Annotated in this window: 18 protein-coding genes and 2 tRNA genes; 5 read left to right on the top strand and 15 right to left on the bottom strand. The window is 59.1% G+C overall.

What is annotated here, in order from left to right:
• Positions 1-183 precede the first annotated feature (183 nt).
• Complete coding sequence (locus ACEN2T_RS06110; RefSeq protein ID WP_032890504.1) at positions 184-2,487, bottom strand: YgiQ family radical SAM protein; 2,304 nt, start codon at positions 2,485-2,487, stop codon at positions 184-186.
• Positions 2,488-2,693: 206 nt separating this feature from the next.
• Between ACEN2T_RS06110 and ACEN2T_RS06105 the strand changes: the two genes are divergently transcribed.
• Entirely contained in the window at positions 2,694-6,701 is a 4,008-nt protein-coding gene (locus ACEN2T_RS06105) for a dermonecrotic toxin domain-containing protein (RefSeq protein ID WP_442116455.1), read from the top strand.
• 5 nt (positions 6,702-6,706) lie between these two features.
• On the opposite strand, the gene dnaB is transcribed toward ACEN2T_RS06105, so the two are convergent.
• The 7 genes from dnaB to rnr all read right to left on the bottom strand — a co-directional run bounded on the left by dnaB (position 6,707) and on the right by rnr (position 13,989).
• Positions 6,707-8,101, bottom strand: coding sequence for a replicative DNA helicase (dnaB, locus tag ACEN2T_RS06100; RefSeq protein ID WP_003217484.1), 1,395 nt, complete (start codon positions 8,099-8,101; stop codon positions 6,707-6,709).
• 110 nt (positions 8,102-8,211) lie between these two features.
• Positions 8,212-8,658, bottom strand: a complete 447-nt coding sequence (gene rplI / locus ACEN2T_RS06095; protein ID WP_003171376.1) for a 50S ribosomal protein L9 — start codon at positions 8,656-8,658, stop codon at positions 8,212-8,214.
• An 18-nt stretch (positions 8,659-8,676) separates the two neighbouring features.
• Positions 8,677-9,567 carry a hypothetical protein gene (locus ACEN2T_RS06090; protein WP_032890500.1) on the bottom strand — a complete coding sequence of 297 codons (891 nt, stop codon included), beginning with the start codon at positions 9,565-9,567 and terminating at the stop codon, positions 8,677-8,679.
• Positions 9,568-9,603: 36 nt separating this feature from the next.
• The gene (gene rpsR / locus ACEN2T_RS06085) at positions 9,604-9,834 is read right to left on the bottom strand and encodes a 30S ribosomal protein S18 (RefSeq protein WP_003171373.1); all 231 of its coding nucleotides are present in this window, start codon (positions 9,832-9,834) and stop codon (positions 9,604-9,606) included.
• A gap of 29 nt (positions 9,835-9,863) precedes the next feature.
• Positions 9,864-10,286, bottom strand: a complete 423-nt coding sequence (gene rpsF / locus ACEN2T_RS06080; RefSeq protein ID WP_003171371.1) for a 30S ribosomal protein S6 — start codon at positions 10,284-10,286, stop codon at positions 9,864-9,866.
• A 311-nt stretch (positions 10,287-10,597) separates the two neighbouring features.
• On the bottom strand, positions 10,598-11,359 hold the full coding sequence (gene rlmB, locus ACEN2T_RS06075) for a 23S rRNA (guanosine(2251)-2'-O)-methyltransferase RlmB (RefSeq protein ID WP_032890499.1): 762 nt from the start codon (positions 11,357-11,359) through the stop codon (positions 10,598-10,600).
• Positions 11,356-13,989, bottom strand: coding sequence for a ribonuclease R (gene rnr / locus ACEN2T_RS06070; RefSeq protein WP_122682076.1), 2,634 nt, complete (start codon positions 13,987-13,989; stop codon positions 11,356-11,358). The genes rlmB and rnr overlap by 4 nt, the downstream gene beginning before the upstream one ends.
• Positions 13,990-14,213: 224 nt before the next feature.
• Here rnr and ACEN2T_RS06065 point away from each other — a divergent pair.
• The 4 genes from ACEN2T_RS06065 to ACEN2T_RS06050 all read left to right on the top strand — a co-directional run bounded on the left by ACEN2T_RS06065 (position 14,214) and on the right by ACEN2T_RS06050 (position 17,273).
• Positions 14,214-14,300: transfer RNA gene (locus ACEN2T_RS06065), tRNA-Leu, on the top strand.
• A 153-nt stretch (positions 14,301-14,453) separates the two neighbouring features.
• Positions 14,454-14,540 (top strand) — tRNA-Leu (locus tag ACEN2T_RS06060).
• Positions 14,541-14,682: 142 nt separating this feature from the next.
• Complete coding sequence (locus ACEN2T_RS06055; protein WP_442116454.1) at positions 14,683-15,708, top strand: iron ABC transporter substrate-binding protein; 1,026 nt, start codon at positions 14,683-14,685, stop codon at positions 15,706-15,708.
• Positions 15,708-17,273: an ABC transporter permease subunit gene (locus ACEN2T_RS06050; RefSeq protein WP_122682078.1), complete on the top strand. Its 1,566-nt coding sequence runs from the start codon at positions 15,708-15,710 to the stop codon at positions 17,271-17,273. The genes ACEN2T_RS06055 and ACEN2T_RS06050 overlap by 1 nt, the downstream gene beginning before the upstream one ends.
• 19 nt (positions 17,274-17,292) lie before the next feature.
• Here the strand turns inward: ACEN2T_RS06050 and ACEN2T_RS06045 are convergent, their stop codons facing one another.
• From ACEN2T_RS06045 to hfq, 7 genes are all read right to left on the bottom strand, one after another.
• Positions 17,293-19,227 carry a methyl-accepting chemotaxis protein gene (locus ACEN2T_RS06045; protein ID WP_095186067.1) on the bottom strand — a complete coding sequence of 645 codons (1,935 nt, stop codon included), beginning with the start codon at positions 19,225-19,227 and terminating at the stop codon, positions 17,293-17,295.
• Between the two features lie 139 nt (positions 19,228-19,366).
• The gene (locus ACEN2T_RS06040) at positions 19,367-20,656 is read right to left on the bottom strand and encodes an adenylosuccinate synthase (RefSeq protein WP_032890489.1); all 1,290 of its coding nucleotides are present in this window, start codon (positions 20,654-20,656) and stop codon (positions 19,367-19,369) included.
• A gap of 54 nt (positions 20,657-20,710) precedes the next feature.
• Complete coding sequence (locus ACEN2T_RS06035; protein WP_442116453.1) at positions 20,711-21,898, bottom strand: ATP phosphoribosyltransferase regulatory subunit; 1,188 nt, start codon at positions 21,896-21,898, stop codon at positions 20,711-20,713.
• A 293-nt stretch (positions 21,899-22,191) separates the two neighbouring features.
• A complete protein-coding gene (hflC, locus tag ACEN2T_RS06030) occupies positions 22,192-23,058 on the bottom strand; it encodes a protease modulator HflC (RefSeq protein WP_010213607.1) in 867 nt (288 codons plus the stop codon).
• Entirely contained in the window at positions 23,058-24,233 is a 1,176-nt protein-coding gene (hflK, locus tag ACEN2T_RS06025; RefSeq protein ID WP_032890485.1) for an FtsH protease activity modulator HflK, read from the bottom strand. The genes hflC and hflK overlap by 1 nt, the downstream gene beginning before the upstream one ends.
• 96 nt (positions 24,234-24,329) lie before the next feature.
• Positions 24,330-25,631: a ribosome rescue GTPase HflX gene (gene hflX / locus ACEN2T_RS06020; protein WP_032890483.1), complete on the bottom strand. Its 1,302-nt coding sequence runs from the start codon at positions 25,629-25,631 to the stop codon at positions 24,330-24,332.
• A gap of 12 nt (positions 25,632-25,643) precedes the next feature.
• Complete coding sequence (gene hfq / locus ACEN2T_RS06015) at positions 25,644-25,904, bottom strand: RNA chaperone Hfq (protein WP_003188059.1); 261 nt, start codon at positions 25,902-25,904, stop codon at positions 25,644-25,646.
• Positions 25,905-25,971: the final 67 nt, after the last annotated feature.

Genomic DNA, 25,971 nt, shown 5'->3' with positions numbered 1-25,971 from the left:
ACTGAGCTGACGCTATCGGGGGCAAGCCCCCTCCCACACTTGATGTGTGAATACATTCAACATCTGGGAGGGGGCTTGCCCTCGATAGCGATTTAATGGGCGCCACCTTAACAAACAGACTCCCCACCGCCTAGAAAGCAAAACGCCAGCACGAGGCTGGCGTTTTACATAGTCAAGCGGCGATCAACGCGGCACAACCGGCTTACGCGCGGGCTTGCCGCCCTTGCCCTTGGCCGCATCGCTGCGCTCTTTGGCCGCCTGTTTGTTACGTGCCTGGGCCGCGGCCTTGGCTTGCTCACGCTTGTCCCACGGATTGCTGCCATCGCTGCCACGAGGCGGCAGGCCAGTATGCTGGGTGAGGATCTTGGTGGTGGTTTCCTTGGCGACCTTATGGCTGCCGACCGGCGTCGAATTCTTGCGACGGGCGCTCTGGTAGCTGTCGGTGCTCGGCTGGTGCAGCGGGATCAGTTGGTCCTTGCCCGGCCCGATCAGGTCGGCACGGCCCATGCGGGTCAACGCTTCACGCAGCATCGGCCAGCCTTTCGGGTCGTGATAGCGAAGGAATGCCTTGTGCAGACGGCGCTGCTCCTCGCTCTTGACGATGGTCACCGCGTCGCTCTTGTAGGTGACCTTGCGCAGCGGGTTCTTGCCCGAATGGTACATCGCGGTGGCAGTGGCCATCGGCGACGGGTAGAACGCCTGCACCTGGTCGGCGCGGAAGCCGTTGCCCTTGAGCCACAGGGCCAGGTTCATCATGTCTTCATCGGTGGTGCCTGGGTGGGCGGCGATGAAGTACGGGATCAGGTACTGCTCCTTACCCGCTTCCTTGGTGTACTTCTCGAACATGCGCTTGAACTTGTCATAGCTGCCGATGCCCGGTTTCATCATCTGATTGAGCGGACCTTCCTCGGTGTGTTCCGGGGCGATCTTGAGGTAGCCACCGACGTGGTGCGTTACCAACTCTTTCACATATTCCGGCGACTCGACCGCGAGGTCGTAGCGCAGGCCGGAAGCGATCAAAATCTTCTTCACACCCGGCAAGGCTCGGGCGCTGCGATACAGCTGGATCAACGACGAATGGTCGGTGTTCAGGTTCGGGCAGATACCAGGGAACACGCACGACGGCTTGCGGCACGCGGATTCGATTTCCGGGCTCTTGCAGGCGATGCGGTACATGTTCGCGGTCGGGCCGCCGAGGTCGGAGATCACGCCGGTAAAACCAGGCACCTTGTCGCGGATCTCTTCGATCTCGCGGATGATCGACTCTTCGGAACGGTTCTGGATGATGCGGCCTTCGTGCTCGGTGATTGAGCAGAAGGTGCAGCCGCCGAAGCAGCCACGCATGATGTTCACCGAGAAGCGGATCATGTCGTAGGCCGGGATTTTTTCCTTGCCATACGCCGGGTGCGGAACGCGTGCGTACGGCATGCCGAACACGTAGTCCATTTCTTCGGTGGTCATCGGGATGGGAGGCGGATTGAACCATACGTCCACTTCACCGTGCTTCTGCACCAGGGCGCGGGCGTTGCCTGGGTTGGTTTCCAGGTGCAACACGCGGTTGGCGTGGGCATAGAGCACCGCGTCACCACGGACTTTTTCCACCGATGGTAGGCGGATCACGGTCTTGTCGCGGGTCATGCGCGGGCTGGCCAGGATCTGCACGACCTTGGCTTCTTCCGGGTCATCAACCGGACCCTTTTCCTGCTCGATGGCGCAGGCCTGGGTGTCTTGGGTGTTGACGTACGGGTTGATGATCTTGTCGACCTTGCCCGGACGGTCGATACGGGTGGAGTCCACCTCGTACCAGCCTTCGGGCGTGTCACGGCGAATGAACGCGGTGCCGCGCACATCGGTGATGTCTTCGATCTTGTGACCCCACGACAGGCGCTGGGCGACTTCGACGATGGCCCGCTCGGCGTTGCCGTACAGCAGGATATCGGCGGTGGCGTCGATCAGGATCGAGTTGCGCACACGGTCCTGCCAGTAGTCGTAGTGGGCGATGCGGCGCAGGGAGGCTTCGATGCCGCCGAGTACGATCGGCACGTTCTTGTACGCTTCCTTGCAACGCTGGCTGTACACCAGGCTCGCACGGTCCGGGCGTTTGCCGGCCATGCCGCCTGGAGTGTAGGCGTCGTCGGAACGGATTTTCTTGTCGGCGGTGTAGCGGTTGATCATCGAGTCCATGTTGCCGGCCGCGACGCCGAAGAACAGGTTCGGCTCGCCGAGCTTCATGAAGTCGTCTTTGGACTGCCAGTTCGGCTGGGCAATGATCCCGACGCGGAAGCCTTGGGACTCCAGCAGCCGGCCGATGATGGCCATACCGAACGACGGGTGATCCACGTAGGCATCACCAGTGACGATGATGATGTCGCAGGAATCCCAGCCAAGCTGATCCATCTCCTCCCTGCTCATGGGCAGGAATGGCGCAGGACCGAAACATTCGGCCCAGTACTTGGGATAGTCAAATAACGGCTTGGCTGTTTGCATGACGGTGACCGGTGTTGAGATGAAAAATCGCGGGCGCGGAATATAGCACAAATTTTGACCAATTCCGACGGTAATGGTCGGCTTTTAAACCGGCGATCTGCCGCTCCCGTATTCACCCCAGTTAATCAAGCACATACGGGGCTATTCCACTAACTCATCGGCAAAAACATCCTCGATAGGCTGGTTTCAATCAACCACAGCCCCTGGTGGCCCAGCCCATGAATACACGCCCCACCCCACCACCACGCCGCCCTCTCCTGACGGCACATCACGCGATGATAGGGCCTCAGTTGCCGTCCTGGCTGCGTCAGGCACCCGCCTCGCAGCTCAAGGATTTTCGCGACTGCCTGATCAACAGCAACCTGGCCCGGCACGACCTCAAAGCGCTGCTGGGCGAGATCCAAAGCCCTGAAGACTTTGCCCGCCCCCGCTTGCGCGCGGCACTGACTGCGCAGTTTTTCACGCTGATTGCCGATGAAAACGCGATCCTAGTGCGCGAATGGAAAAACCATCACCTGCTCGGGCTGATAAAAACCCATGCCAGAACCACCCGGCAGACGCTGCTAGAGGCGGCCCTGCAGAACTTCGAAGCCTCTGAAGCGCAAGAAGGCGGCATGGAAACCGGCACGGCAATTTATAACGTCACGGCAACCGGCGAGGTATCCAGTTCGATCACTGGCCCGGCATTCGCCAAGTTCTGCCGCAATCTGGACTTGGGCGGCCAATACCTTGCACATATCTTCAGCGCGCTTGAGCCGTCGTCGAGCTCCGCCTCGGGGCGCACGCCGCAAGAGGTGCGAAGGGTGTTTCGCGCTCAGGTGCAGCATGCCTTTGGGGTCGCGATACATATCGCTTATATGAACCGCCGCCTCACCGCCAAGCAGCATCTGCAACTGAACAGTCTGTACCGGTCGGGGTCACCCCCGGATATGCAGTGCCATCACCTGACGATCAACGAGGTGGTATTGCCGGGCGTGCTGGTGATTGAGGCGCCAAAGATCGGCCTCCCGTTCATCCTCTACACGCCCGACGATCCAAGCGCTGCGCTACGTCCGCACGCGAGCCTAGCCGAACTCAAGCGCAAGCTGGCCGAACGGCTGCTGGATGAAAACTACCGCGCCGTCTTCGAGCGGCTGGTGCCCTTGCAGCACCAAGGCAGCCTGCTGGACGCAACGCCGGAGCATTCCGGCTCAGACAATATCGAAATGGGAGGACGGATCTACACCGAGCCGGCCCATCTGAACCTTCCTGTGGACCTCACCGCATGCAGCGCAGATGTGTTCCTGTCCATCGCCGAGCACACCATCGCGCAGATCAAAAGTGATGCCCAAACCCTCGCGGCACTCACCGCAAACGTCGACGTGCTGAGCCGGCAAAAGCGTCTGCAGGGCTATATCGATGCGGGCAAATCCGTGCTGTTCTTTGCAGCGTCGTTCATTCCGATTGTGGGCGAAGTGCTGCTGGTGGTCAGCGCCGCCCAGTTGATCGACACGATTTACGAGGGATTCTCCGCCTGGAGCCGCGGCGACAGTGACGAGGCGCTCAACGATCTGCTGGATGTGGCGGACAATCTCGCCCTCGCCGCTGCAACCGCCGGCGCGATCAAGACCGCAGGTTTCACCGCCGGCTTGATAAAAGTCCGAGTGCGCAACAAAGGCTGGCGCCTGTGGCACTCGGACCTCACGCCGTACCGTCATCCCGACGGGCTGCCGGAACATCTGGTTGCCGACAGCCAAGGCTTGTATCAGCACGGGCAACAGCAGTTCCTGAAGCTGGATGATCACGCCCACGCCGTACGCCGTACCGCTGAGGGCAAGCAATGGGAACTGGCGCACCCGACTGACCCACACGCCTATTCACCACCGCTGCTTAGTAACCAAGCGGGCGGCTGGCGCCATCTGCACGAAACGCCCGGCGAGTGGGAGGACATCAAGCTCATTAAGCGTCTGGGCCCGGATGCGACGCAGATCAGGCAAGCGACGGTGGAGCCGATCCTGTTGCTCAGCGGCGTGGATAAGGCGGCGCTGCGTCAGATCCATCAAGAGATGGTGCGCCCACCGCCATTGCTGCTAGATACCCTCAACCACTTCAATCTGGAACAAGAAATCAATGACTTCGACCTGAGTCGCGCCGAGGGCACGACGCTCAGCCCGCATTCGCCGCAGATTCAATTCCACCTCCTCACGTCACTGGCGCAATGGCCCGCCAACCGCGTGCTGAAAATTGTCGATGAACAACAGCAGGAGGTGCTGAGCCATGGCACCGGTACAGCCGAAACCCGGATAGACGCGGCGCGTTTCCGGCGTGGCGAGTTGCTGCACGCACTGCAAGAGCAACTGCCCCAAGACGAATTCAACGCGCTGCTGCCACCGGTGTATATCGACTACTTCACCAAAGTCGAAAACCTGGCGCGGACCTTGGAAGAGCAAGCCGTGGGGCAAAAGCAGCGGCTGTTTACCTTACTCACCGCGCCGAATGAAAAACTGATGTCTCAGACCGAAAAGAGCCTTCACACCGCCGCGCCGACACTCTCCAAACGCCACCTTGAAGACATGCAAGGCACACTCTCGCAATCCGAGCGCCAGCAGCTGGAGGGGCTAACAACCTTACCGAACGCACAGCGCTGGGAAGCCGAGCAATACGCCCAGACCCAACAGGCAACGCGTTTGGGTGAAAGTATTTTTCTTGAATGCCTACGCAGCCGTGAGAGCGTGCCACTTGTTCTGCACACTCTGGAGCGCATCCCTGGCTGGCCGAAGGCGCGCCTGATCGAAGTACATGACGTAAGCCACGGCGGCCCGCTGCTGGGTCGGATCGGCACCGCGGAGGTCACAGCCCGCGATGTGTTGATTCGCCAAGGCGAGCTTTACGCCCTCCACAATGACAAAGGTGCGCCCATGCCTTTGCTCGGGGCTATCGAGCGCATGCTGCCGGAGTCAGAGCTCAGCGTAATCCTGCAACGCTCAGGAGCCGATTCGCTCGAGCAGGCGCTTTATAAAACCGGCTTGTCGGTGATGAACGAAGGCCCGCCACCCATTCGCACCCGAGTCGCCTCCGCACAGACATCAAGCGCAGTCGGCTTACCCTTAGACCCCTTATTCAGCGACCCCTCGCCGCCGTTGGGCCTGACACTACGCGCAGACGGCATTCATCAAGCTCCCCCGCTGGCCAACGGCAACTATCGCTATTACATCCAGGACAACCAGAAATATTACCAAGTCAAATACGACACCATGGGATGGCGCCTGCTCGATGCCCGCAGCCGCTTTCGTGCCTATCAGCCCTACCTGCGCCAGAAAACCCAGGGCGGCTGGGAAATTGATCAGGCCAAAGGCGCATTGCTCGGCGGCAAGGACTCACCTGTACGGCTGGAGGAAGGCATGGAATCCGGTGAGGAGTTTGAGTCGGCCGAATCGGTTAGTTTGAGCAGCGACTACGAGTCAGCCGAAGAGGGCGTGGTGAGGGCGCACTATTCTGCAACCGAGCTTAGCCAAATGCGCACCCACCGCGGCTACCAGTACAGCCAGAACTACCGGCGCATCTACGACCGCGCCAACAACGGCCGATACCCGTTGCGCGACACACTGGGCCGGCCTATGCGAATCCGGCAGATACAGAGCCACGGCAAATCGTTGACCACAGAAGCCGTCTTCGCCGCCAGCGAATTGCACCCCTACATTCGGTGGCAAGGTTACGAAAATGTGGCCCGCCTGTATGAAGACAAGCTTGAGGTCACCTCCTTCACCGCAGCTCATCAGAAATGTGCACAGGAAGCGTCGCTGATTGGCGAGGCCACAGTCGTCACCCGCCGCGCCCTGAAAAAAGGTCAAGCATTGGGCGTCTACGGTGGAGAACTCTTGCCGCTATACGTCGCCAGAGCAAGGCAGGATCCTTACCTGATGCCGATCAAAAACCTCAGGCCTACTACCCCGCACGCCGTGAATATGCAATTGGTGCTCTCGGGAGACAACGCGCTCTCAAGGATAAACACGATTTTCGAGTACGAAGGCGAATTGCCGATCCGGCAGGCGAGCGTGGGCTATAACGTTGAGGCCGCGCAATTTCGTATCCAGGCGCAAGTGGACGACAACACACAGGAACAACTGATACTCACGGGTCTGTTCGCCAGCGAGGACATAGCCGCCGGCGCCGAATTACGCTGGAACTACCAGTACGACGAATCTACCATCCGGGAGCTGTTTCCTCGCCCTTAGTACGGTTACTCGTCTTCGAAGTTGTAACTGCCCGGCGCCAGGTTTTCGAAGCGGGTGTATTTGCCGATAAAGGCCAGACGCGTGGTCCCGATCGGGCCGTTACGCTGCTTACCGATGATGATTTCAGCGATGCCTTTATGCTCGGTTTCCGGGTGATACACCTCGTCCCGGTAAACGAACATGATCACGTCAGCATCCTGCTCGATCGCTCCAGACTCCCGCAAGTCGGAGTTGATCGGGCGCTTGTTCGGGCGTTGCTCCAGGGAGCGGTTGAGCTGCGACAGGGCAACCACCGGGCAGTTGAATTCTTTGGCCAGGGCTTTCAACGAGCGAGAAATCTCGGAAATTTCGTTGGTACGGCTGTCGCCGCTGGAGCCTGGGATCTGCATCAATTGCAGGTAGTCGATCATGATCAGGGCGATATCGCCGTGCTCGCGCACGAGACGTCGGGTACGCGCGCGCATTTCCGACGGACTGATGCCCGCTGTGTCATCAATAAACAGCTTGCGGTCGTTGAGCAGGTTGACCGCCGAGGTCAGGCGCGGCCAATCATCATCTTCCAGGCGACCGGCACGCACTTTGGTCTGATCGATGCGGCCCAGGGACGACAACATACGCATGATCAGCGATTCACCTGGCATCTCCAGGGAGTAGACCAGTACCGCCTTGTCGCTGCGCAACACAGCGTTTTCCACCAGGTTCATGGCGAAAGTAGTTTTACCCATGGACGGACGGCCGGCGACGATGATCAAGTCAGCTGGCTGCAGGCCGCTGGTCATACCATCCAGATCGGTATAGCCGGTGGACAGGCCGGTGATGGCGTTGTCTGTGTTGAACAGGGTATCGATGCGGTCGATGGCTTTGGTCAGCAGGTCGTTGACGCTGACCGGGCCGCCGGTTTTCGGCCGGGCCTCGGCGATCTGAAAGATCTGCCGTTCGGCCTCGTCAAGAATCTCTTCAGCGGTACGGCCTTCCGGGTTGAAAGCACTGTCGGCGATCTCGGTGGCGATACCGATCAACTGGCGCAACGTGGCCCGCGCACGAACGATCTGCGCATAGGCCTTGATGTTGGCGACCGATGGCGTGTTCTTCGCCAGCTCACCCAAGTAACCCAGGCCGCCCACTTGGGAGGTCTGGCCCTCCTTGTCCAATTGCTCGGCCAGGGTCACTACGTCGATCGGCGAGTTCTGGTCGGCCAGCTTGGCGATGGCACGGAAGATCAGGCGGTGGTCATGACGGTAGAAATCGCCATCCGAGACTTGATCCAGCACGCGTTCCCAGGCGTTGTTGTCCAGCATCAAACCACCGAGCACGGCCTGTTCGGCCTCGATGGAATGCGGCGGCACCTTCAGGGCAGCGGTTTGCAGATCGTATTGCTCAGGAGCTGAAATATCGTTCATGGCCACTTGGAATTTGGGGTTTGTAGAAAAACAAAAGGCACGACCTGTAAACAGGATCGTGCCCGATGTTAACCGTCCGGCACACGAGGTGCCAGCCAGTTAGGTGTTGCTTAAGCTGCTACCACGACAACGCGTACGGTGGCTTCAACTTCAGCGTGCAGGTGCACGGCTACGTCGAATTCGCCTACGTTGCGGATGGTGCCGTTCGGCAGACGAACTTCGCTCTTCTGCACTTCAACGCCGGAGGCGGTCAGTGCATCAGCGATGTCGTGGGTGCCGATCGAACCGAACAGCTTGCCTTCGTCACCGGCGGTGGCAGTGATAGTCACTTCCAGCTCAGCCAGTTGGGCAGCGCGAGTTTCGGCCGAAGCTTTTTTGTCTGCTGCTGCTTTTTCCAGCTCAGCACGACGCTCTTCAAACGCAGCCAGGTTGGCAGCGGTTGCAGCGGTGGCTTTGCCATATGGCAGCAGGTAGTTACGACCGTAACCGGCCTTAACGTTCACTTTGTCGCCCAGGTTGCCCAGGTTGGCGACTTTTTCCAGAAGGATCAATTGCATGTGAAAATCCTCTAACTTTTAACCTTCACCGTTCGCGTTATCGGCGTCTTTCGGCGCAGAACGTCCGCGAAAATCAATCAGGCTGTCGACAATGGCCAAGACCACGAGTAACGGACCAATCAAGTGCATAAGCGGCAAGACAGTGACGTAAAACCCCACCAGCCAAAAACTGGCCAATTTTTTCTGCGCAACCAACCCATGAATCAAGGACAGGCCAGCGAAGAACAGCGGTACACCGCACAACGGCAACAAGATCAAGGTGTGCCAACCGATAAACGGAGCGACACACATGACGGCCAGCAGTGACAGCGCAACGCGCTTGGGGATTCGGATTGCGCGAAACTCGCTTCCGAAACCTCCGGGGTTATACAACAACGCTTGCCAGTAGCGCCCAAGAATCAGGCACAACACACTAAAGATCTGCACCGAAACCGACGTTGAAATGATCAACAGCGGGACTGTCAACGAAGCGAGAACTGCTTTCTGATCCGCCGAGAACTTCTCGTAAGACTCACCCATCACCAGCGGCAAAACGTGTTGAAACGTCTGCGCCAATGACTCGATGAAAGAACCGAATACGGTCCCCAGGCTCACCGCACACAACAACCCCACGGCCGTGCTGACCAGCAGCACACGATTCCAGGAATGACCAGCGCGCAAAACCAACGCCAGACTACAACTCCCAAACAGCACAAGAAGCGCTGTCGGGTCTTGCAGGAAATGCCAGCTCACCAACACTGACAACAACCCTAGACCCAGGACGCTCAAAGCGTCCGAACCGCGCCGCAGAAGCACAAGGCAACCTGCAGCAGCACTCAACCAAAACAACATCGGCAACACTGCACATCCAGCCACTACCAGAGTGGCCTGCACACGACCGCGCATGATGAACTCAGCTAAGGCGCGCATGCATTCAATCCCTTACTACTTGTCGACTGCCCGGTCTCAGCGGCCGTGGCTGTCGGTGTAGGCCAGCAGGGCCAGGAAGCGGGCGCGCTTGATAGCGGTGGCCAGCTGACGCTGATAACGTGCTTTGGTACCGGTGATACGGCTTGGAACGATTTTGCCGGTCTCGGATACGTAGGCTTTCAGAGTGTTGAGATCTTTGTAATCGATCTCCTTCACTTCTTCAGCGGTGAAGCGGCAAAACTTACGACGACGGAAGAAACGTGCCATTTGATAGGCTCCTTAATAAGGTCCGTGGATTACTCGTCAGCGTTATCGCTGCTGTCGCTGTCATCACTATCAGCGCTATCAGCGCCTTCGTGCTCAGGACGGTCGCGACGCTCACGGCGCTCACTGCGGTTTTCTTCAGCCTTGAGCATCTCGGATTGGCCGGTAACGGCTTCTTCGCGACGGATGACCAGGTTACGGATCACTGCATCGTTGTAGCGGAAGTTGTCTTCCAGCTCGGCCAGGGCCTTGCCAGTGCACTCAACGTTCAGCATCACGTAGTGAGCCTTGTGAACATTGTTGATTGCGTAGGCCAGTTGACGACGACCCCAATCTTCCAGACGGTGGATTTTGCCGCCGTCTTCTTCGATCAGCTTGGTGTAACGCTCAACCATGCCGCCGACTTGCTCGCTTTGATCCGGGTGGACCAAAAAGATGATTTCGTAATGACGCATGAATGCTCCTTACGGGTTGTAGCCTGCCGCTCAAAAACGGTCAGACAAGGAGTGAATGACACTTATGGATCTTGCCGCAGGGAGGCACATGCGTGCCTGCCGAGTGGGCAAGGGGCGCAATTGTAGAGAAGGGGAAGAACGGGCGCAAGGTGATTGGTGATTATTTGAACAATCTCCCACACCTCACAAAAACAAATGTGGGAGGGCGCTTGCTCCCGATTGCAGCGGGCCAGTCACAACAGCTGTAACTGAACCACTGCTATCGAGGGACAAGCCCCCTCCCACATTTTGACGCTATGTCAGGATCAGAATTACTTCTTCACCTTGGCCTTGACCTGGGCACCACGCTGACGCTGAGCTTCAAACAGGCACACGCCGGTCGCAACCGACACGTTGAGACTGCTGACGCTGCCTGCCATCGGCAAATGCACCAGATAATCACAATGCTCACGGGTCAAACGACGCATACCCTTACCTTCAGCCCCCATGATCAGAATGGTCGGTCCAGTGAGGTCCTGGTCATAAATACTGACCTCGGCCTCCCCCGCCGTACCCACGACCCACAGGCCGCGCTGCTGGAGTTTCTCCAGAGTGCGCGCCAGGTTGGTCACGGCCACCAACGGAATCACTTCCGCCGCGCCGCAGGCGACCTTGCGCACAACCGGCGTCAGGGTAGCCGACTTGTCTTTAGGCACAATTACTGCCAACGCGCCGGCAGCATCCGCCGAACGCAGGCAGGCGCCAAGGTTGTGCGGGTCGGTCACGCCGTCCAGCACCAGCAACAGCGGCGCACCTTCGGTGCGGTCGAGCAGCTCGTCGAGCATGGCTTCGCCCCAGACCTGGCTAGGACTCACGTCCGCGACCACACCCTGGTGAACGCCTTCGACCCACACGTCCATTTCACGACGCTCGGCCTGGCCGATGGCAACCTTGTTTTGGGTGGCCAACTCAACCAGCGCCTGCACGCGAGGCTCGCTGCGACCTTCCGCCAACCACACTTGTTTGACGCGTTTAGGGTGATGACGCAGCAGTGCTTCTACGGCGTGGACGCCGTAGATTTTTTCCAGACTCATGACTTGGCCTTAGGTTTGCGCGACCCGCCGCTTTTCGCGGGGGCCGAACCCGCTTTTGGCGGGCCTTTACGATGTTTACTGGGTTTGCTCGACGGCTTTTCCGCCCCTTGGGACTTTCCCCCAGACGCCGCTTTACCACCGCTTTTGGCTTCGTTGAGCAACTGCTGCTTCAACTCGCGACTCTTGCGCAGCTCGGCGTTTTTCGCCGCTGCGTCACTTGGACGGTAGGCTTCGGGGGCCTTGTCCTTGACGGAGGACCGGCGACCAGCCTTGGCTGGCGCAGGCTCGGCGGCCGCTGCTTTCGCAGGAGTTCCTTTGCCTTTGGCGGTCGGCGCTGCGGTTTCGACGCCGCGCTTTTTACGACCCGCCGGTTCGGCTGGCTTGTCTGGCATACCGAAGTCGATCTTGCGCTCGTCAAGGTCGACGCGCATGACCTGCACTTCCACCGTGTCACCCAGACGGAAGCTGCGACCTGTGCGCTCGCCCGCCAGGCGGTGATGCACGGGATCGAAGTGGTAGTAATCACCCGGCAAGGCCGTGACGTGCACCAGGCCTTCGACGTAGATGTCGGTCAGCTCGACGAACAGGCCAAAGCCTGTCACGGCGGTGATTACACCTGGGAAGGTTTCGCCCACGCGGTCTTTCATGAACTCGCACTTGAGCCAGTTCACTACGTCGCGCGTGGCTTCGTCGGCGCGGCGTTCGCTCATGGAGCACTGCTCGCCCAGCTGTTCCAGGGCCGCCTCGTCGTACGGATAGATCCGTGCTTTCGGTATGGTCATGGCGCCAGCGCGCTTAACGTGCGGGGTGTTCTGCTTGGAATGGATCACGCTGCGGATCGCGCGGTGCGTGAGCAGGTCAGGATAACGGCGAATTGGCGAGGTGAAGTGGGTGTACGCCTCGTAGTTCAAGCCGAAGTGGCCCTGATTGTCGGCGCTGTACACCGCCTGGCTCAACGAACGCAGCATCACGGTCTGAATCACATGGTAATCCGGACGGTCCTTGATGCTGGCCAGCAATGCCTGGTAGTCCTTCGGCGTCGGACCGTCCTTGCCTTTGTGCAGGGACAGGCCGAGCTCTCCGAGGAACGCGCGCAGTTTTTCCAGACGCTCCGGCGGAGGACCATCGTGCACGCGGTACAACGCAGGAATCTCATGCTTCTTCAAGAATTCAGCGGTGGCCACGTTGGCCGCCAGCATGCACTCCTCGATCAGCTTGTGCGCATCGTTACGGGTCGTCGGGGTGATTGCGGCGATCTTGCGCTCGGAACCGAAGACAATACGGGTTTCCTGGGTTTCAAAATCGATCGCGCCACGCACATGACGAGCACCCAACAGCACCTTGTACAGCGAGTAAAGCTGCTTGAGGTGCGGCACGACATGCCCGTACTCACCACGCAAAGCCTTGGCTTCGCTTGTTTTAGGCTGTTCCAGAATGGTACTGACCTTGTTGTAGGTCAGGCGCGCCTGGGAGTGGATCACCGCTTCGTAGAACTGGTAGTCGGTCATTTCGCCGGTTTTCGAGATAGTCATCTCGCACACCATGGCCAAACGGTCGACTTTCGGGTTCAGGGAGCACAGCCCGTTGGACAATTGCTCAGGCAGCATCGGGATCACGCGCTCCGGGAAGTACACGGAGTTGCCGCGCACCTGGGCTTCGTTATCCAGTGCAGAACCGATCTTCACATAGCTGGACACGTCGGCAATCGCGACGAACAACTTCCAGCCGCCAGAGAACAGACGCAACTTGCCGGGCTTGGCTTCGCAGTAGACCGCGTCGTCGAAGTCGCGAGCATCTTCGCCGTCGATAGTGACAAACGGCAGATGGCGCAGATCGATGCGTTTTTCTTTGTCTTTTTCTTCAACTTCAGGCTTGAGCTTGGCGGCTTCTTTCAGCACAGCTTCAGGCCAGACGTGAGGAATATCGTAGGTGCGCAGCGCGACGTCGATTTCCATCCCCGGCGCCATGTAGTTGCCGACAACTTCAACGATGTCGCCCTGAGGCTGAAAGCGCGCAGTAGGCCAGTGGGTGATTTTCACCTCAACGAACTGACCGACCTTCGCAGCGCCATTGCGGCCCGGGGTAATCAGCACTTCCTGCTGGACCTTTGGGTTATCCGGCACAACAAAGCCAATACCGCCTTCTTCGAAGTAACGACCAACGATGGACTCGTGGGCACGGGACACCACTTCGACGATCACGCCTTCACGGCGACCGCGACGGTCCAGGCCGGAAACGCGCGCCAAGGCACGGTCACCATCGAACACCAAGCGCATTTGCGCCGGGCTCATGAACAGGTCGTCACTGCCGTCATCCGGGATCAAGAAGCCGAAGCCATCACGGTGACCGGCAATGCGGCCAAGGATCAAGTCGAGCTTATCCACAGGCGCGTAAGTGCCACGGCGGGTGTAGATCAGTTGAGCGTCGCGCTCCATGGCACGCAATCGGCGGCGCAGGGCTTCAAGCTGGTCTTCGGTGGTCAGACCGAATTCTTCAACCAACTGCTCGCGGCTAGCAGGCGAACCCCGATCGGCGAGATGCGCCAGGATCAGTTCGCGGCTAGGAATAGGGTTTTCATATTTTTCCGCTTCACGAGCGGCCTCGGGATCGAGGGACTGCCAATCGGCCATTAGAGAGTTTTCACCTTGTCTATATGTGGGTTAGTTTGGCATACGCGTATTGAAACGGGAAATTTCAGGCATCAACAAGCGTTTTAAAGCCCTTAATGGCCCTCGCTGCGCACCTTGCACGACCATTGGCGAAATATTCCAGGCTTTTTTCATAGCAGGGGTTTACAGCTTATAAGCCTCTCCGTATAGTGCGCGCCATCGACGACGGCAACGTTGTTGATGATGCCCAGGTGGTGAAATTGGTAGACACGCCAGCTTCAGGTGCTGGTGATCGCAAGGTCGTGGAAGTTCGAGTCTTCTCCTGGGCACCAAATTCAGATCAAACCCGCGAAAGCGGGTTTTTTCGTTTCAGGCTTCTGATTTTTAACGTAAATCCCGATTTATTTTATTGAATCAGGGGTTTACAGATCAAAAAGCCCGCCGTATAGTTCGCCCCATCAACAGCGGCAACGTTGCTTGATAAAGCCCAGGTGGTGAAATTGGTAGACACGCCAGCTTCAGGTGCTGGTGATCGCAAGGTCGTGGAAGTTCGAGTCTTCTCCTGGGCACCAAATTCAGATCAAACCCGCGAAAGCGGGTTTTTTCGTTCCTGGGGCTGAAACTTTGCAGGTGATTCCCTCCTGGGTCGCACTTGAGAAGTTTTATCGTTTATCCTTGTAAGAATTTGTTGCTTACAAGTGAGGAACACCCCGGATGATGATCCGCGATACCCGCCCCAAGACATCCCTTCTGCGTGGCCTTACCATCACTCTGCTCGGCCTGGCCCTGCTCTCGCCCGCGGCCTACTCTACCGACAAAGTTTCCCTGACCCTATACAACGGCCAGCACAAAGAAGTCGGCGACGAACTCGCCAAGGCTTTCGAAGCCAAGACCGGCATTCACGTCAACGTACGCAAAGGCAGTAGCAACCAACTGGCCAGCCAGGTGGTGGAAGAAGGCGACCGCTCTCCCGCCGACGTCATCTACACCGAAGAATCCCCTCCCCTGAACAAACTCGGCGAGCAAGGCCTGCTGGCCAAGATCGACGGGAGCACCCTCGACGTGCTGCCCAAAGATTACGTCGGCAGCAACGGCGACTGGATGGGCGTGACTGCGCGCACCCGCGTCGTGGCCTTCAACCCGAAACTGATTGCCGAAAAAGACCTGCCCAAATCCGTGCTGGATTTCGCCGGCCCCGAATGGCAGGGCAAGGTCGGTTTCGTGCCCACCAGCGGCGCGTTCCAAGAACAGGCCGTGGCGATCATCAAATTGCACGGTCGAGAGGCAGCTGAAGAATGGCTGACCGGCCTGCGCGCCTTTGGCAAGGTTTACAGCAACAACATGGTCGCCCTTAAAGCCGTGGAGAACGGCGAAGTGGCCACCGTACTGGTGAACAACTATTACTGGTTTGCCCTTAAGAAAGAAAAAACCAACCTGGACTCCAAGCTGCATTACTTCACCGACGGCGATGCCGGCGGCCTGATTACCGTGTCGTCCGCTGCCGCATTGAAATCCAGCAAACACCCCAAGGAAGCCCAACAACTGCTGGCGTTCATGGCCAGTGAAGAAGGCCAGCGGGTCATCACCAACACCTCCGCGGAATACCCGCTGCGTAAAGGCATGGAATCCAACCGAGGCCTTAAGCCTTTCAGCGAGCTGCAACCGCCAAAAGTCACGCCTGCGGACCTTGGCAACGCCGAAGAAGCGCTGGAGCTGGAACGTGATGTTGGCTTGAACTGATGAACCCATCGCTACCCGCCACCGCCCTGCGCAGGGGATTGAGCCCTCGACGCAAACGCCCGTCAATCTGGCTGCTGCTTCCAGTGCTGTTTCTGGTTGGCCTGAGCCTGCTTCCATTGGCCTATGTCGGCCTTAAAGCCTGGCAAGCTGGATGGGCGGAGGCGGTGCATCTGCTATGGCGGCCTTATGTGTTCGGGCTGCTGCGCAACACCTTGGCGCTGATGGTTGGGGTAACGGTAACCTGCGGCGTGATCGGCCTGTCCCTGGCTTGGCTGCTGGAGCGCAGCAACCTGCCAGGGCGACGTATATGGGGCGTGATCCTGTGCCTGCCGTTTGCGGTCCCAGCGTTTGTCAGCAGCTTTACCTGGGTGTCCCTGAGCGCCAACTTTGAAGGGCTGGGCGGGGCGATCCTGGTGATGAGCCTGTCCAAATACCCGCTAGTGTTTCTGCCAGTGGCAGCAACATTGCGTAATCTTGACCCCTCCCTTGAAGAATCTGCTCGCACGCTGGGCCTCAATCGCTGGGCAGTTTTTCTGCGCATTACGTTGCCGCTGCTGTGGCCATCGCTGCTGGCCGGGGCACTGCTGATCGCGCTGCATATGCTGGTGGAATTCGGTGCGCTTTCGATCATCGGCTTGCAAACCTTCACCACCGCGATCTACCAGCAGTTCGAGCTGGAATTCAGCAACGCCAACGCTGCGATGCTTTCAGCGGTACTGCTGGTGATGTGCCTTACCCTGCTGTGGCTGGAACTGCGCGTGCGCGGCAAGGGCCGACATGTACGTATCGGCCAAGGCGCGGCGCGGCATGCCGAGCAGGTTCGATTGGGCAAGTGGGCGCCACTCGGCCAGGTGTACTGCCTGGCATTGGCGGTCATCGGTAGTGGGATTCCGCTGGGCATGCTCGGCTACTGGCTGGCCGTGGGTTCGTCGGCGGCTTTTCCAGTGGCAGAAATTGGCGAAGCGCTTCTATCCTCGCTGGCGCTGTCCCTGGGCGGTGCAGCGTTGTGCCTGGTACTGGCCGTGCCGGTCGGCCTGCTGGTGGTGCGCTATAAAGGCAAACTGGCGATCTGGGCTGAGCGTCTGCCGTACCTGCTGCACGCGCTGCCCGGCCTGGTGATTGCGCTTACGCTGGTGTATTTCGCCTTGCATTACGTGCCTGCGCTGTACCAGACGTCTGCGTTGTTGCTGATCGCCTATGCGCTGTTGTTCTTGCCACTGGCTCAGGCGCCGATTCGCACCGCCTTGAATAAGGCCGCGCCGCAGCTGGAGGAAGCAGCGCGCACACTGGGTGCTTCGTCGTTCAGTGCGTTTTGCCGAGTGACTTTGCCGATTATCTTCCCGGCGCTGGGGGCAGCGTTTGCGCTGGTATTCCTGGATGCGATGAAGGAATTGACGGCGACGCTGCTGCTCAGCCCGACTGGGCTGAACACACTGGCCACGGCGGTATGGTCGCATACGTCCAATGTGGAATTCGCGGCGGCAGCCCCTTATGCGGCGTTGTTGATACTGGTGTCGGGGCTGCCGGTGTATCTGCTCACAACGCGGATGTATCTGAGTCGCTGAAACCGCTATTGAGACAATGCTAAGCGCGAAACTGCCCCAAGCTCGCCTTCAACTGCGCCGCCAGCCCATCCAGGACTTTGCCACTGGCGGTCGTTTCCACCACCGCCTGCGCGGCACGCTCAGCCTGGGCATGGATCACCTCCACCCGACCACGCACTGCATGGGCGCCCTGGGCCTGATGCTCAGCCGCACGGGTAGCCAAGCCGATCGCGGCATGCACCTGCTCTACCGAAGCCTGCACCGTCTGCTGCAAGCGCTCGCTCTCACGCAGCACCAGTAAACCTTCGCTGGCCTGGCGCCCGGCCTTGCCAATGGTTTCCACAGCCTCACGCGCTCCCTGTTGCAACGCCACGATATGCGCCTGGATATCACCGGTGGAGCTCTGGGTTTTACTGGCCAGCGCACGCACTTCGTCCGCCACCACCGCAAAACCGCGCCCGGTCTCACCAGCGCGTGCCGCCTCAATGGCCGCGTTGAGCGCCAGCAAGTTGGTTTGCTCGGCGATACCATGGATTACCGTCAACACCACTTCAATCTGCTCACTTTGCTGAGCCAGCCGTTCGATCACCTGTGAGCCAGCCTGGACCTGCCCCGCCAACGCCTCGATCAAGCTGCCGACTTCAGCCGAAGTGCGTGAGTTTTCATCCGTGGCCTGGCGAATATCGACGACCTGTTGCAATGCCGCCTGCATGGCGTGGCTTTCGGCCTGGGCTTCGTCGGCCATCTGCGACAACGCGCGCAAGCTCTCGGCCACTTCGTCGCGCTGCAAGCCAGCCGCCGCATCAGCACCGGCATTACGCAAGGTCATGGCACCAATCTCCACACCGGTACGCTGGGCCACATCGCCCGCCTCGCGCACGATGGGCTGCAACTTATCCACAAAGCGATTGACCGCTGAGGCCATGTCGCCGATTTCGTCCTTGCTGCTGATCTGCACGCGCTTGGTGAGATCCCCCTCGCCCGCCGCCAGATCATCCATAGCGGCAATCAACAACTTCAGGCGATTGACCACGCGGCGACCGAGCACGACAGCGATCAACACCAATACGCCGAAACCCACTACGGCCAACCCCATGCCGATACGCCAGCGCAGCGTGCCCGCGGCCTCCTGCACGGCCTCGGTGGTGTTAGCAGTCATCTGGGTCGCAGTGGCCTGTGCCGACTGCAGGCGAGCACCCATGGCCGCCGCACTGTCGGCTGCGGCGCCTTTGAGACTATCGCCGACCAACTGATCACCACTGGCAATCAGGGCGGCAAAGCGCTTGTCCAGTGCTTGCAGGTCGGCCTCTACCGAAGCAGTCGATACGCCCATGAGCACTTTGCCGATTTCTACGCCATTGGGGCTGATGGAGGCCTCAACGTAGAACACCGAAGGGTCGTTTTTCGCGGCATTCAGCACTTTGTCCAAGGCGCGGTCACCTTGGCCTTTTTCCAGCAGCGCCTTGTTGATCGGATTTTCGCGATTCAGGTAACGGGTTAGATGCTCACCCGCTGCGTCGTCGTAGACCACAAACAGCACGTTGGGATTGCGCTGGGCCCGTCGGGCAAACTCGGACAATGTAGGTACGTCGCTGTCCCACATGGCGCGGGGCGCCACCGAAGCCAGCAGCTGCGCCATGTCGTTGGCGGAATCCTTCAAGTCTTTTTCCAGGGTCGCACGCAGCTGCTTCTGCTCTTCCTGCAGGCGTGTGGAAAGCCCTGCCGTCAGACGTTGCCGAGTGCTGGCAGACAAGCTATCGAGGCTTGACGTGACCTCCTTACCGGCTTGGGCCAACTCACCAGACAGCTTCTGGCTATCGATACCCAGACGATTACCCAAATCAGCTTCCAATGCGGTGACGGTGCTCCGGGTTAGAGCGACCGCCACCAGCACTTGCACCAAAAGGGCGATACCCAAGGTAACGAAGACCGGTCGCAACAGACGACTTTGTAACAACGACAGAACGGCAGACATCAAGAATCCCTCCACCACGGGTGCCATTAATTTGATAGCACCGCGAAAAAGAGAAACACAGCAAGGGTCGTGCCGCTTGGCAAACAGAAACGACAAAGGGCTCCCGAAGGAGCCCTTTGCTTTTTACATCAACAGCTTATTAAGCGAACGGATGACGCAGAACGATAGTTTCGTTGCGGTCCGGGCCCGTCGAAATAATGTCAATCGGCGCACCGATCAGCGCTTCGACACGCTTGATGTAAGCGCGGGCGTTGGCCGGCAGCTCTTCCAGGGTCTTAGCACCCACGGTCGATTCGGTCCAGCCCGGCACTTCTTCGTACACAGGCTGCAAGCCTACGTAGCTGTCAGCATCAGTCGGAGCAACATCATTGCCTTCCGCATCTTTGTAGCCGACGCAGATGTTGATGGTTTCCAGACCGTCGAGTACATCCAGCTTGGTAAAGCAGATGCCCGAGATGCTGTTCACATCGATAGCACGACGCAGGATAACGGCGTCGAACCAGCCGCAACGACGGGCACGACCGGTGGTAGCACCGAACTCGTGACCTTGTTTGGCCAGGTGCGCACCGACTTCGTCAAACAGCTCAGTCGGGAATGGGCCCGAACCTACGCGCGTGGTGTAAGCCTTGGTGATGCCCAGGATGTAGTCCAGGAACATCGGGCCAACGCCAGACCCGGTCGCAACGCCGCCAGCGGTGGTGTTGGAGCTGGTCACGTACGGGTAAGTGCCGTGGTCGATGTCCAGCAACGAACCTTGGGCGCCTTCGAACATGATGTCTTTGCCAGCGCGACGCAGGTCGTGCAGCTCGGCCGTCACGTCCAGCATCAGCGGCTTGAGCAGCTCAGCGTATTCCTTGCACTCGGCCAGGGTCTTGTCGAACTCAATGGCTGGCTCTTTGTAGTAACCGACCAGCATGAAGTTGTGGTAGTCCACCAGTTCACGCAGCTTGTCTTCAAAACGCGGCATGTTGAGCAGATCGCCCACACGCAGGCCACGACGTGCAACTTTGTCTTCGTATGCTGGGCCGATGCCGCGACCGGTCGTACCGATCTTCAGCTCGCCACGGGCCTTTTCACGGGCCTGGTCCAGCGCAACGTGGAAGGACAGGATCAGCGGGCAGGATGGGCTGATACGCAGGCGCTCGCGCACCGGTACGCCCTTCTCTTCCAGCTTGATGATCTCGCGCAGCAGGGCGTCAGGTGCAACCACCACGCCGTTGCCGATCAGGCACTGCACACCTTCGCGCAGGACGCCCGATGGGATCAGGTGCAAGACGGTTTTTTCGCCATCGATGACCAGGGTATGGCCAGCGTTGTGGCCACCTTGGTAGCGCACTACGGCGGCAGCATGTTCGGTCAGCAGATCAACGATCTTGCCTTTGCCCTCATCACCCCATTGGGTGCCCAGGACTACGACATTCTTACCCATAACACTTGTCCTCATTCGCGCAAACTTGGTGCCGGCGATGGCCGGCAGGAAAACTCAAGAAGCCAGTGGCGATACTTGCCAAAGCCCGTTCTGCAGAATCAATTGCCGGTCGCAGTCCGCTTCACGGGCGGCGGCCAATGGCTGGCCAGGCAAGGCCTGGACAACACGCTGACCCTCACTGCGCAACTGGCAAACCTGCTGCCAGAGTGCTGCGTCCGTACTGTCGGGCATCCAAATGCCACCAGACGGCAGCTCGACCTCAGCACGCCCCAGGGTCACCAGGGTTTTCAAATCGGTGGAGAAGCCAGTCGCCGGACGCGCACGACCGAAGTCGGCGCCGATATCGTCGTAACGACCGCCTTGGGCGATGGCCTGGCCAACGCCCGGAACAAACACCGCAAACACCACACCGGTGTGGTAGTGGTAACCGCGCAGCTCGCCCAAATCAAAGTACAGCGGCAAATCAGGGAAACGTGCCGACAGCTGCTCGGCAATCGCCAGCACATCATCCAGCGCCGCCAGTACCGGCGCAGGCGCACTGGCCAGGCGTTCACGCGCAGCTGCCAGCACTTCACGGCCGCCGCACAGATTCACCAGCGCGCGCAGCATGCCAGCCAGGTCGGCAGGCACACCTTCGGTCAGTGCGATTACTTCATCGATAGCCTTACGCTGCAGGGCATCGAACAGCTGTTGCTCTACTTCACCGGACAAACCGGCCGCACGGGCCAGGCCACGGTAGATACCGACGTGACCCAGGTCCATGTGGACATCGGGCACGTCAGCCAGTTGCAGCATGGCCAGCATCAAGCTGATCACTTCAACGTCGCTGCTCGGGCTGGCATCACCGTACAACTCGGCGCCCAGCTGGATAGGGCTACGGGAAGACGACAAGGCACGCGGCTGAGCATGCAGCACGCTACCGGCGTAGCACAGACGGCTAGGGCCTTCGCGGCGCAGGGTGTGCGCATCGATGCGCGCCACCTGCGGCGTGATGTCTGCCCGAAAGCCCATTTGCCGGCCCGATTGCGGGTCAATGACCTTGAAGGTGCGCAGATCCAGGTCCTGGCCCGCGCCGGTCAGCAGGGATTCCAGGTACTCGATATGAGGAGTTACGACAAACTCGTAACCCCAGCTCTGGAACAGATCCAACACCTGGCGACGCGCTACTTCAATGCGCGCAGCTTCTGGTGGCAGTACTTCTTCGATGCCATCTGGCAGCAGCCAGCGGTCTACCGTTGCCATTACGCCATTCCCCTTTGATCCGGGCGGCCAGCCCTCGGCCGAGCCTTGAGTGAAGCAGAAAATACCCGCCCCCTGCATAAACCACGCGCAAGAGCGACGTGACGAACGGCCTGTAAACGGCCTCGTCGGGCACTTTCCTCGAAAAACCTGTCACGCCTGCCGAATCAAACATGCAGACGCAAAAAAGCCGGGAATTTCCCGGCTGCCGCATCATACACCCGTTTTCTGAAAGGATCACCCCGCCAGGCATTTTAGCCGCCCGACGGAGTGCGCCCTACAAAATCACAGGCTGATTACTTGGACTTTTCCAGGTAGCGGAAAAAGTCGCTGCTTGGGTCCAGCACCATGACGTCGGTTTTGTTTGCGAAGCTTTCACGATAGGCGCGCAGGCTACGGTAGAACGCGTAGAACTCCTGGTCCTGGCCGTACGCCTTGGCGTAGATCGCCGCAGCTTGAGCATCACCATCACCACGGGCCTCTTCAGACTCGCGATAGGCTTCTGCCAGCAGTACGCGACGCTGACGGTCGGCATCCGCGCGGATACCTTCAGCCAGCTCGTTACCCTTGGCGCGGTGCTCACGAGCCTCCCGCTCACGCTCGGTGCTCATTCGCTCGAACACGCTGCGATTCACTTCCTTAGGCAGGTCGATAGCCTTGACCCGAACATCGACCACTTCGATGCCCAGCTCTTTTTCCGCCATCGTGTTGAGCGAACGCGTGATGTCAGCCATCAGTGCGTCACGCTCACCGGATACCACCTCGTGCAGAGTGCGCTTACCAAACTGGTCACGCAGGCCCGATTCCAGACGGCGCGACAAACGCTCGTCGGCAATCTGCTTGAGGCCGGAGGTCGCAGTGTAGAAGCGCTCGGCATCCTTGACGCGCCACTTGGCGTAGGCGTCAACCATCACGGCTTTCTTTTCCAGGGTCAGGAAGCGTTGTGTTGGTGCATCCAGGGTCATCAGGCGGGCGTCGAACTTGCGCACTTGGTTGACGTAGGGCACTTTCACATGCAAGCCCGGTTGGACATCCGCCTGAACCACGCGACCGAATTGCAGCAGCACCGCACGCTCGGTCTGAGCCACGATGTAGAAGCAGTTCCAGGCAGCGATGACAACGACGACGCCCACAATCAGGGCTGTCAGCGATTTATTGCTCATCAACGACTCTCCCTGGTACGTGATTGCTGTTGCAGCAAGTCAGCGGCGGCACGGGCGCTCGCTTCGTTGGCAGCGGCATTGGAGCCGGAGGCCGGTGCGCTGGTGCTGCTACGACCACCTTCGATCATCTTGTCCAGCGGCAGGTACAGCAGGTTGTTCTGCCCACCCTTGCTGCCGGTCACGAGGACCTTGCTGGTGTTGCTGAAGACTTCCTGCATGGTGTCCAGGTACAGACGCTCACGGGTGACTTCAGGAGCTTTGCGGTATTCGGCGACCAGTTTGGTAAAGCGATCCGCCTCACCCTTGGCGCGGGAAACCACTTCGTCACGGTAACCGTTGGCATCCTCAAGGATACGCTGGGCCTGACCACGAGCTTCCGGCACAACGCCGTTGGCATAGGTTTCAGCCTGGTTGCGCGAACGCTGCTCGTCTTCACGGGCGCGGATCACGTCATCGAAGGCTTCCTGCACTTCGCGCGGTGCAGCTGCGCTCTGTACGTTTACCTGAGTGACAGTGATGCCGGTGCGATAGGTATCGAGGAACCGTTGCAGGCGCTCCTTGATCTCGCTGGCCATCAATTCACGACCTTCGGTAAGCACCTGGTCCATCGCAGTGGAACCCACCACGTGGCGCAGGGCGCTTTCGGTTGCGTGCTGCAGGCTGATTTCCGGCTGATCAACGTTCAGCACGAAGTCCTGCAGGTTGCTGATCTTGTACTGCACGGTCAGCGGCACTTCGACGATGTTCTCGTCTTCGGTCAGCATCTGGCCCTGCTTGGTGTAGGCACGCTCACGCGTGACATTCTCCATGTACTTCTTGTCGATCGGCGGGAAGTAGATATTCAGACCCGGCCCGACCGTTTCGTAGTACTTGCCGAAGCGCAGCACCACGGCCTGCTCCTGCTCGTCCACGACGTAGACTGCGCTGTACAGCCATACGGACGCCAGCACGACAAGACCGAGGCCCAGCAGGCCATAGCCGCCGCCCTTGCTTGTGCGACCACCGTCGTCACCACCACGTTTTTTTCCACCACCGAACAACCCATTCAGGCTTTCCTGCAGCTTTCGGAAGGCCTCGTCGAGATCTGGTGGCCCCTTGCGGTCGCCATTATTGCGGCGCTTACCACCCCAAGGATCCTGATTATTCGAGTTGCCACCCGGCTCATTCCAAGCCATAGCGCTCTCCATCTGATAAAGCAAAGACGCGCCCACGGCGCGCCGACCAATGCTACAGAATGCCTGCTACTGCGGCACAACCGCTTTCGGAGGCTTTTATTGCAAAGTGTGTTGTTCGATGAACTCTGTCGGGACTACACCTTCACGGCTGACCAGCCGATTGAGCTCCGAGCGTGGCAACCGAACGGCCAGCAAGCTGACACCTTCTTCGTCGTGTTCTTCTTTCTGTACCGCGCCCAGCTCGAAAAACTGTGCACGCAGTCGAGCAAAACGCTGAGGCAAGCGCAAGGTGCCGACAAACAAATCGCTGCCGAGCAATTCGGCAATAGCCTGTTCAAGCAGCTCCAAACCACTGCCATCACGCGCCGACAGCCATACCCGTTGGGGCCTGCCATTCTCGTCGCGCTGGATTTGTGGCTCAACGCCTTCAAGCAAATCGAGTTTGTTATACACCTCAAGGATCGGCAAGTCCTGGGCACCAATCTCGCCAAGCACCACCATCACCTGCTCAATCTGCAACATGCGATCCGGTTCGGCCGCATCGATCACGTGCAACAGCAGGTCGGAATTGCTCGACTCTTCGAGCGTAGACCGAAATGCCTCGACCAGCTTGTGGGGCAAGTGACGAATGAAACCCACCGTGTCAGCCAGGACGATCGGGCCGAGGTCGTCAATGTCCAAACGGCGCAAGGTCGGATCGAGGGTGGCGAAGAGTTGGTCGGCTGCGTAAACGTCGGATTTGGTCACGTTGTTGAACAACGTGGACTTGCCTGCGTTGGTATAGCCCACCAGGGACACAGTAGGGATATCCGCTCGGGAACGCCCGCGTCGCGATTGCTCGCGCTGGCTGCGCACTTTTTCCAGGCGCCCCTTGATCTGACGCAGGCGAACCCGTAACAAGCGTCGGTCGGTTTCGAGCTGGGTTTCACCCGGGCCGCGCATGCCTATACCACCACCTTGACGCTCAAGGTGAGTCCAGCCGCGAACCAGCCGGGTGCTCATGTGGTCAAGCTGGGCCAGTTCTACCTGGAGCTTGCCCTCATGGGTACGGGCGCGCTGGGCGAAAATATCGAGGATCAGGCCGGTACGGTCGATCACGCGACACTCGAAAACACGTTCGAGGTTACGTTCCTGACTGGGCGTGAGGGTGTGATTGAAGATCACCAGATCGGCTTCTTCGGCGTGGACCAGGTCGCGCAATTCCTCGACCTTGCCGCTGCCAATCAGAAATTTGGCGGTTGGCCGATGACGCGGCACGTTAAAAAACGCAACGGTCTCGGCGCCGGCCGAATTTGCCAACTCCTGAAACTCCTGCGGATCTTCGCGCGCCTCAGGGTCCTGTCCATCCAAGTGAACGAGGATTACTCGCTCACCACCACCGTGGCGCTCAAAGAACAAAGGAGACTCCTATCAGGCGTTACCTGGCTCAGCGTCACCTTGTTCGTCACCAGCTGCGCTAGGCAGACGGATTGGACGAACTGGAACGACTGTCGAGATAGCGTGCTTGTAAACCATCTGGCTGACGGTGTTTTTCAGCAGGATCACGAACTGGTCGAACGACTCGATCGTGCCTTGAAGCTTGATACCGTTGACCAGATAGATGGAAACCCCAACTTTCTCTTTACGTAAAGTATTCAAGTAAGGGTCTTGTAGCGAATGCCCTTTTGACATGTGCCGCACTCCTTTAAGGATCAATAATAAAAAATCGGAAAATAGATAGCTCAAGGCCGTCACACCC

This window comes from Pseudomonas sp. W22_MBD1_FP4 (assembly GCF_052113765.1).
In the GTDB taxonomy this organism is placed as follows: domain Bacteria; phylum Pseudomonadota; class Gammaproteobacteria; order Pseudomonadales; family Pseudomonadaceae; genus Aquipseudomonas; species Aquipseudomonas sivasensis.
Note: the sequence above shows the minus strand (reverse complement) of the source record. Positions and strands in the feature narration are given on the sequence as shown.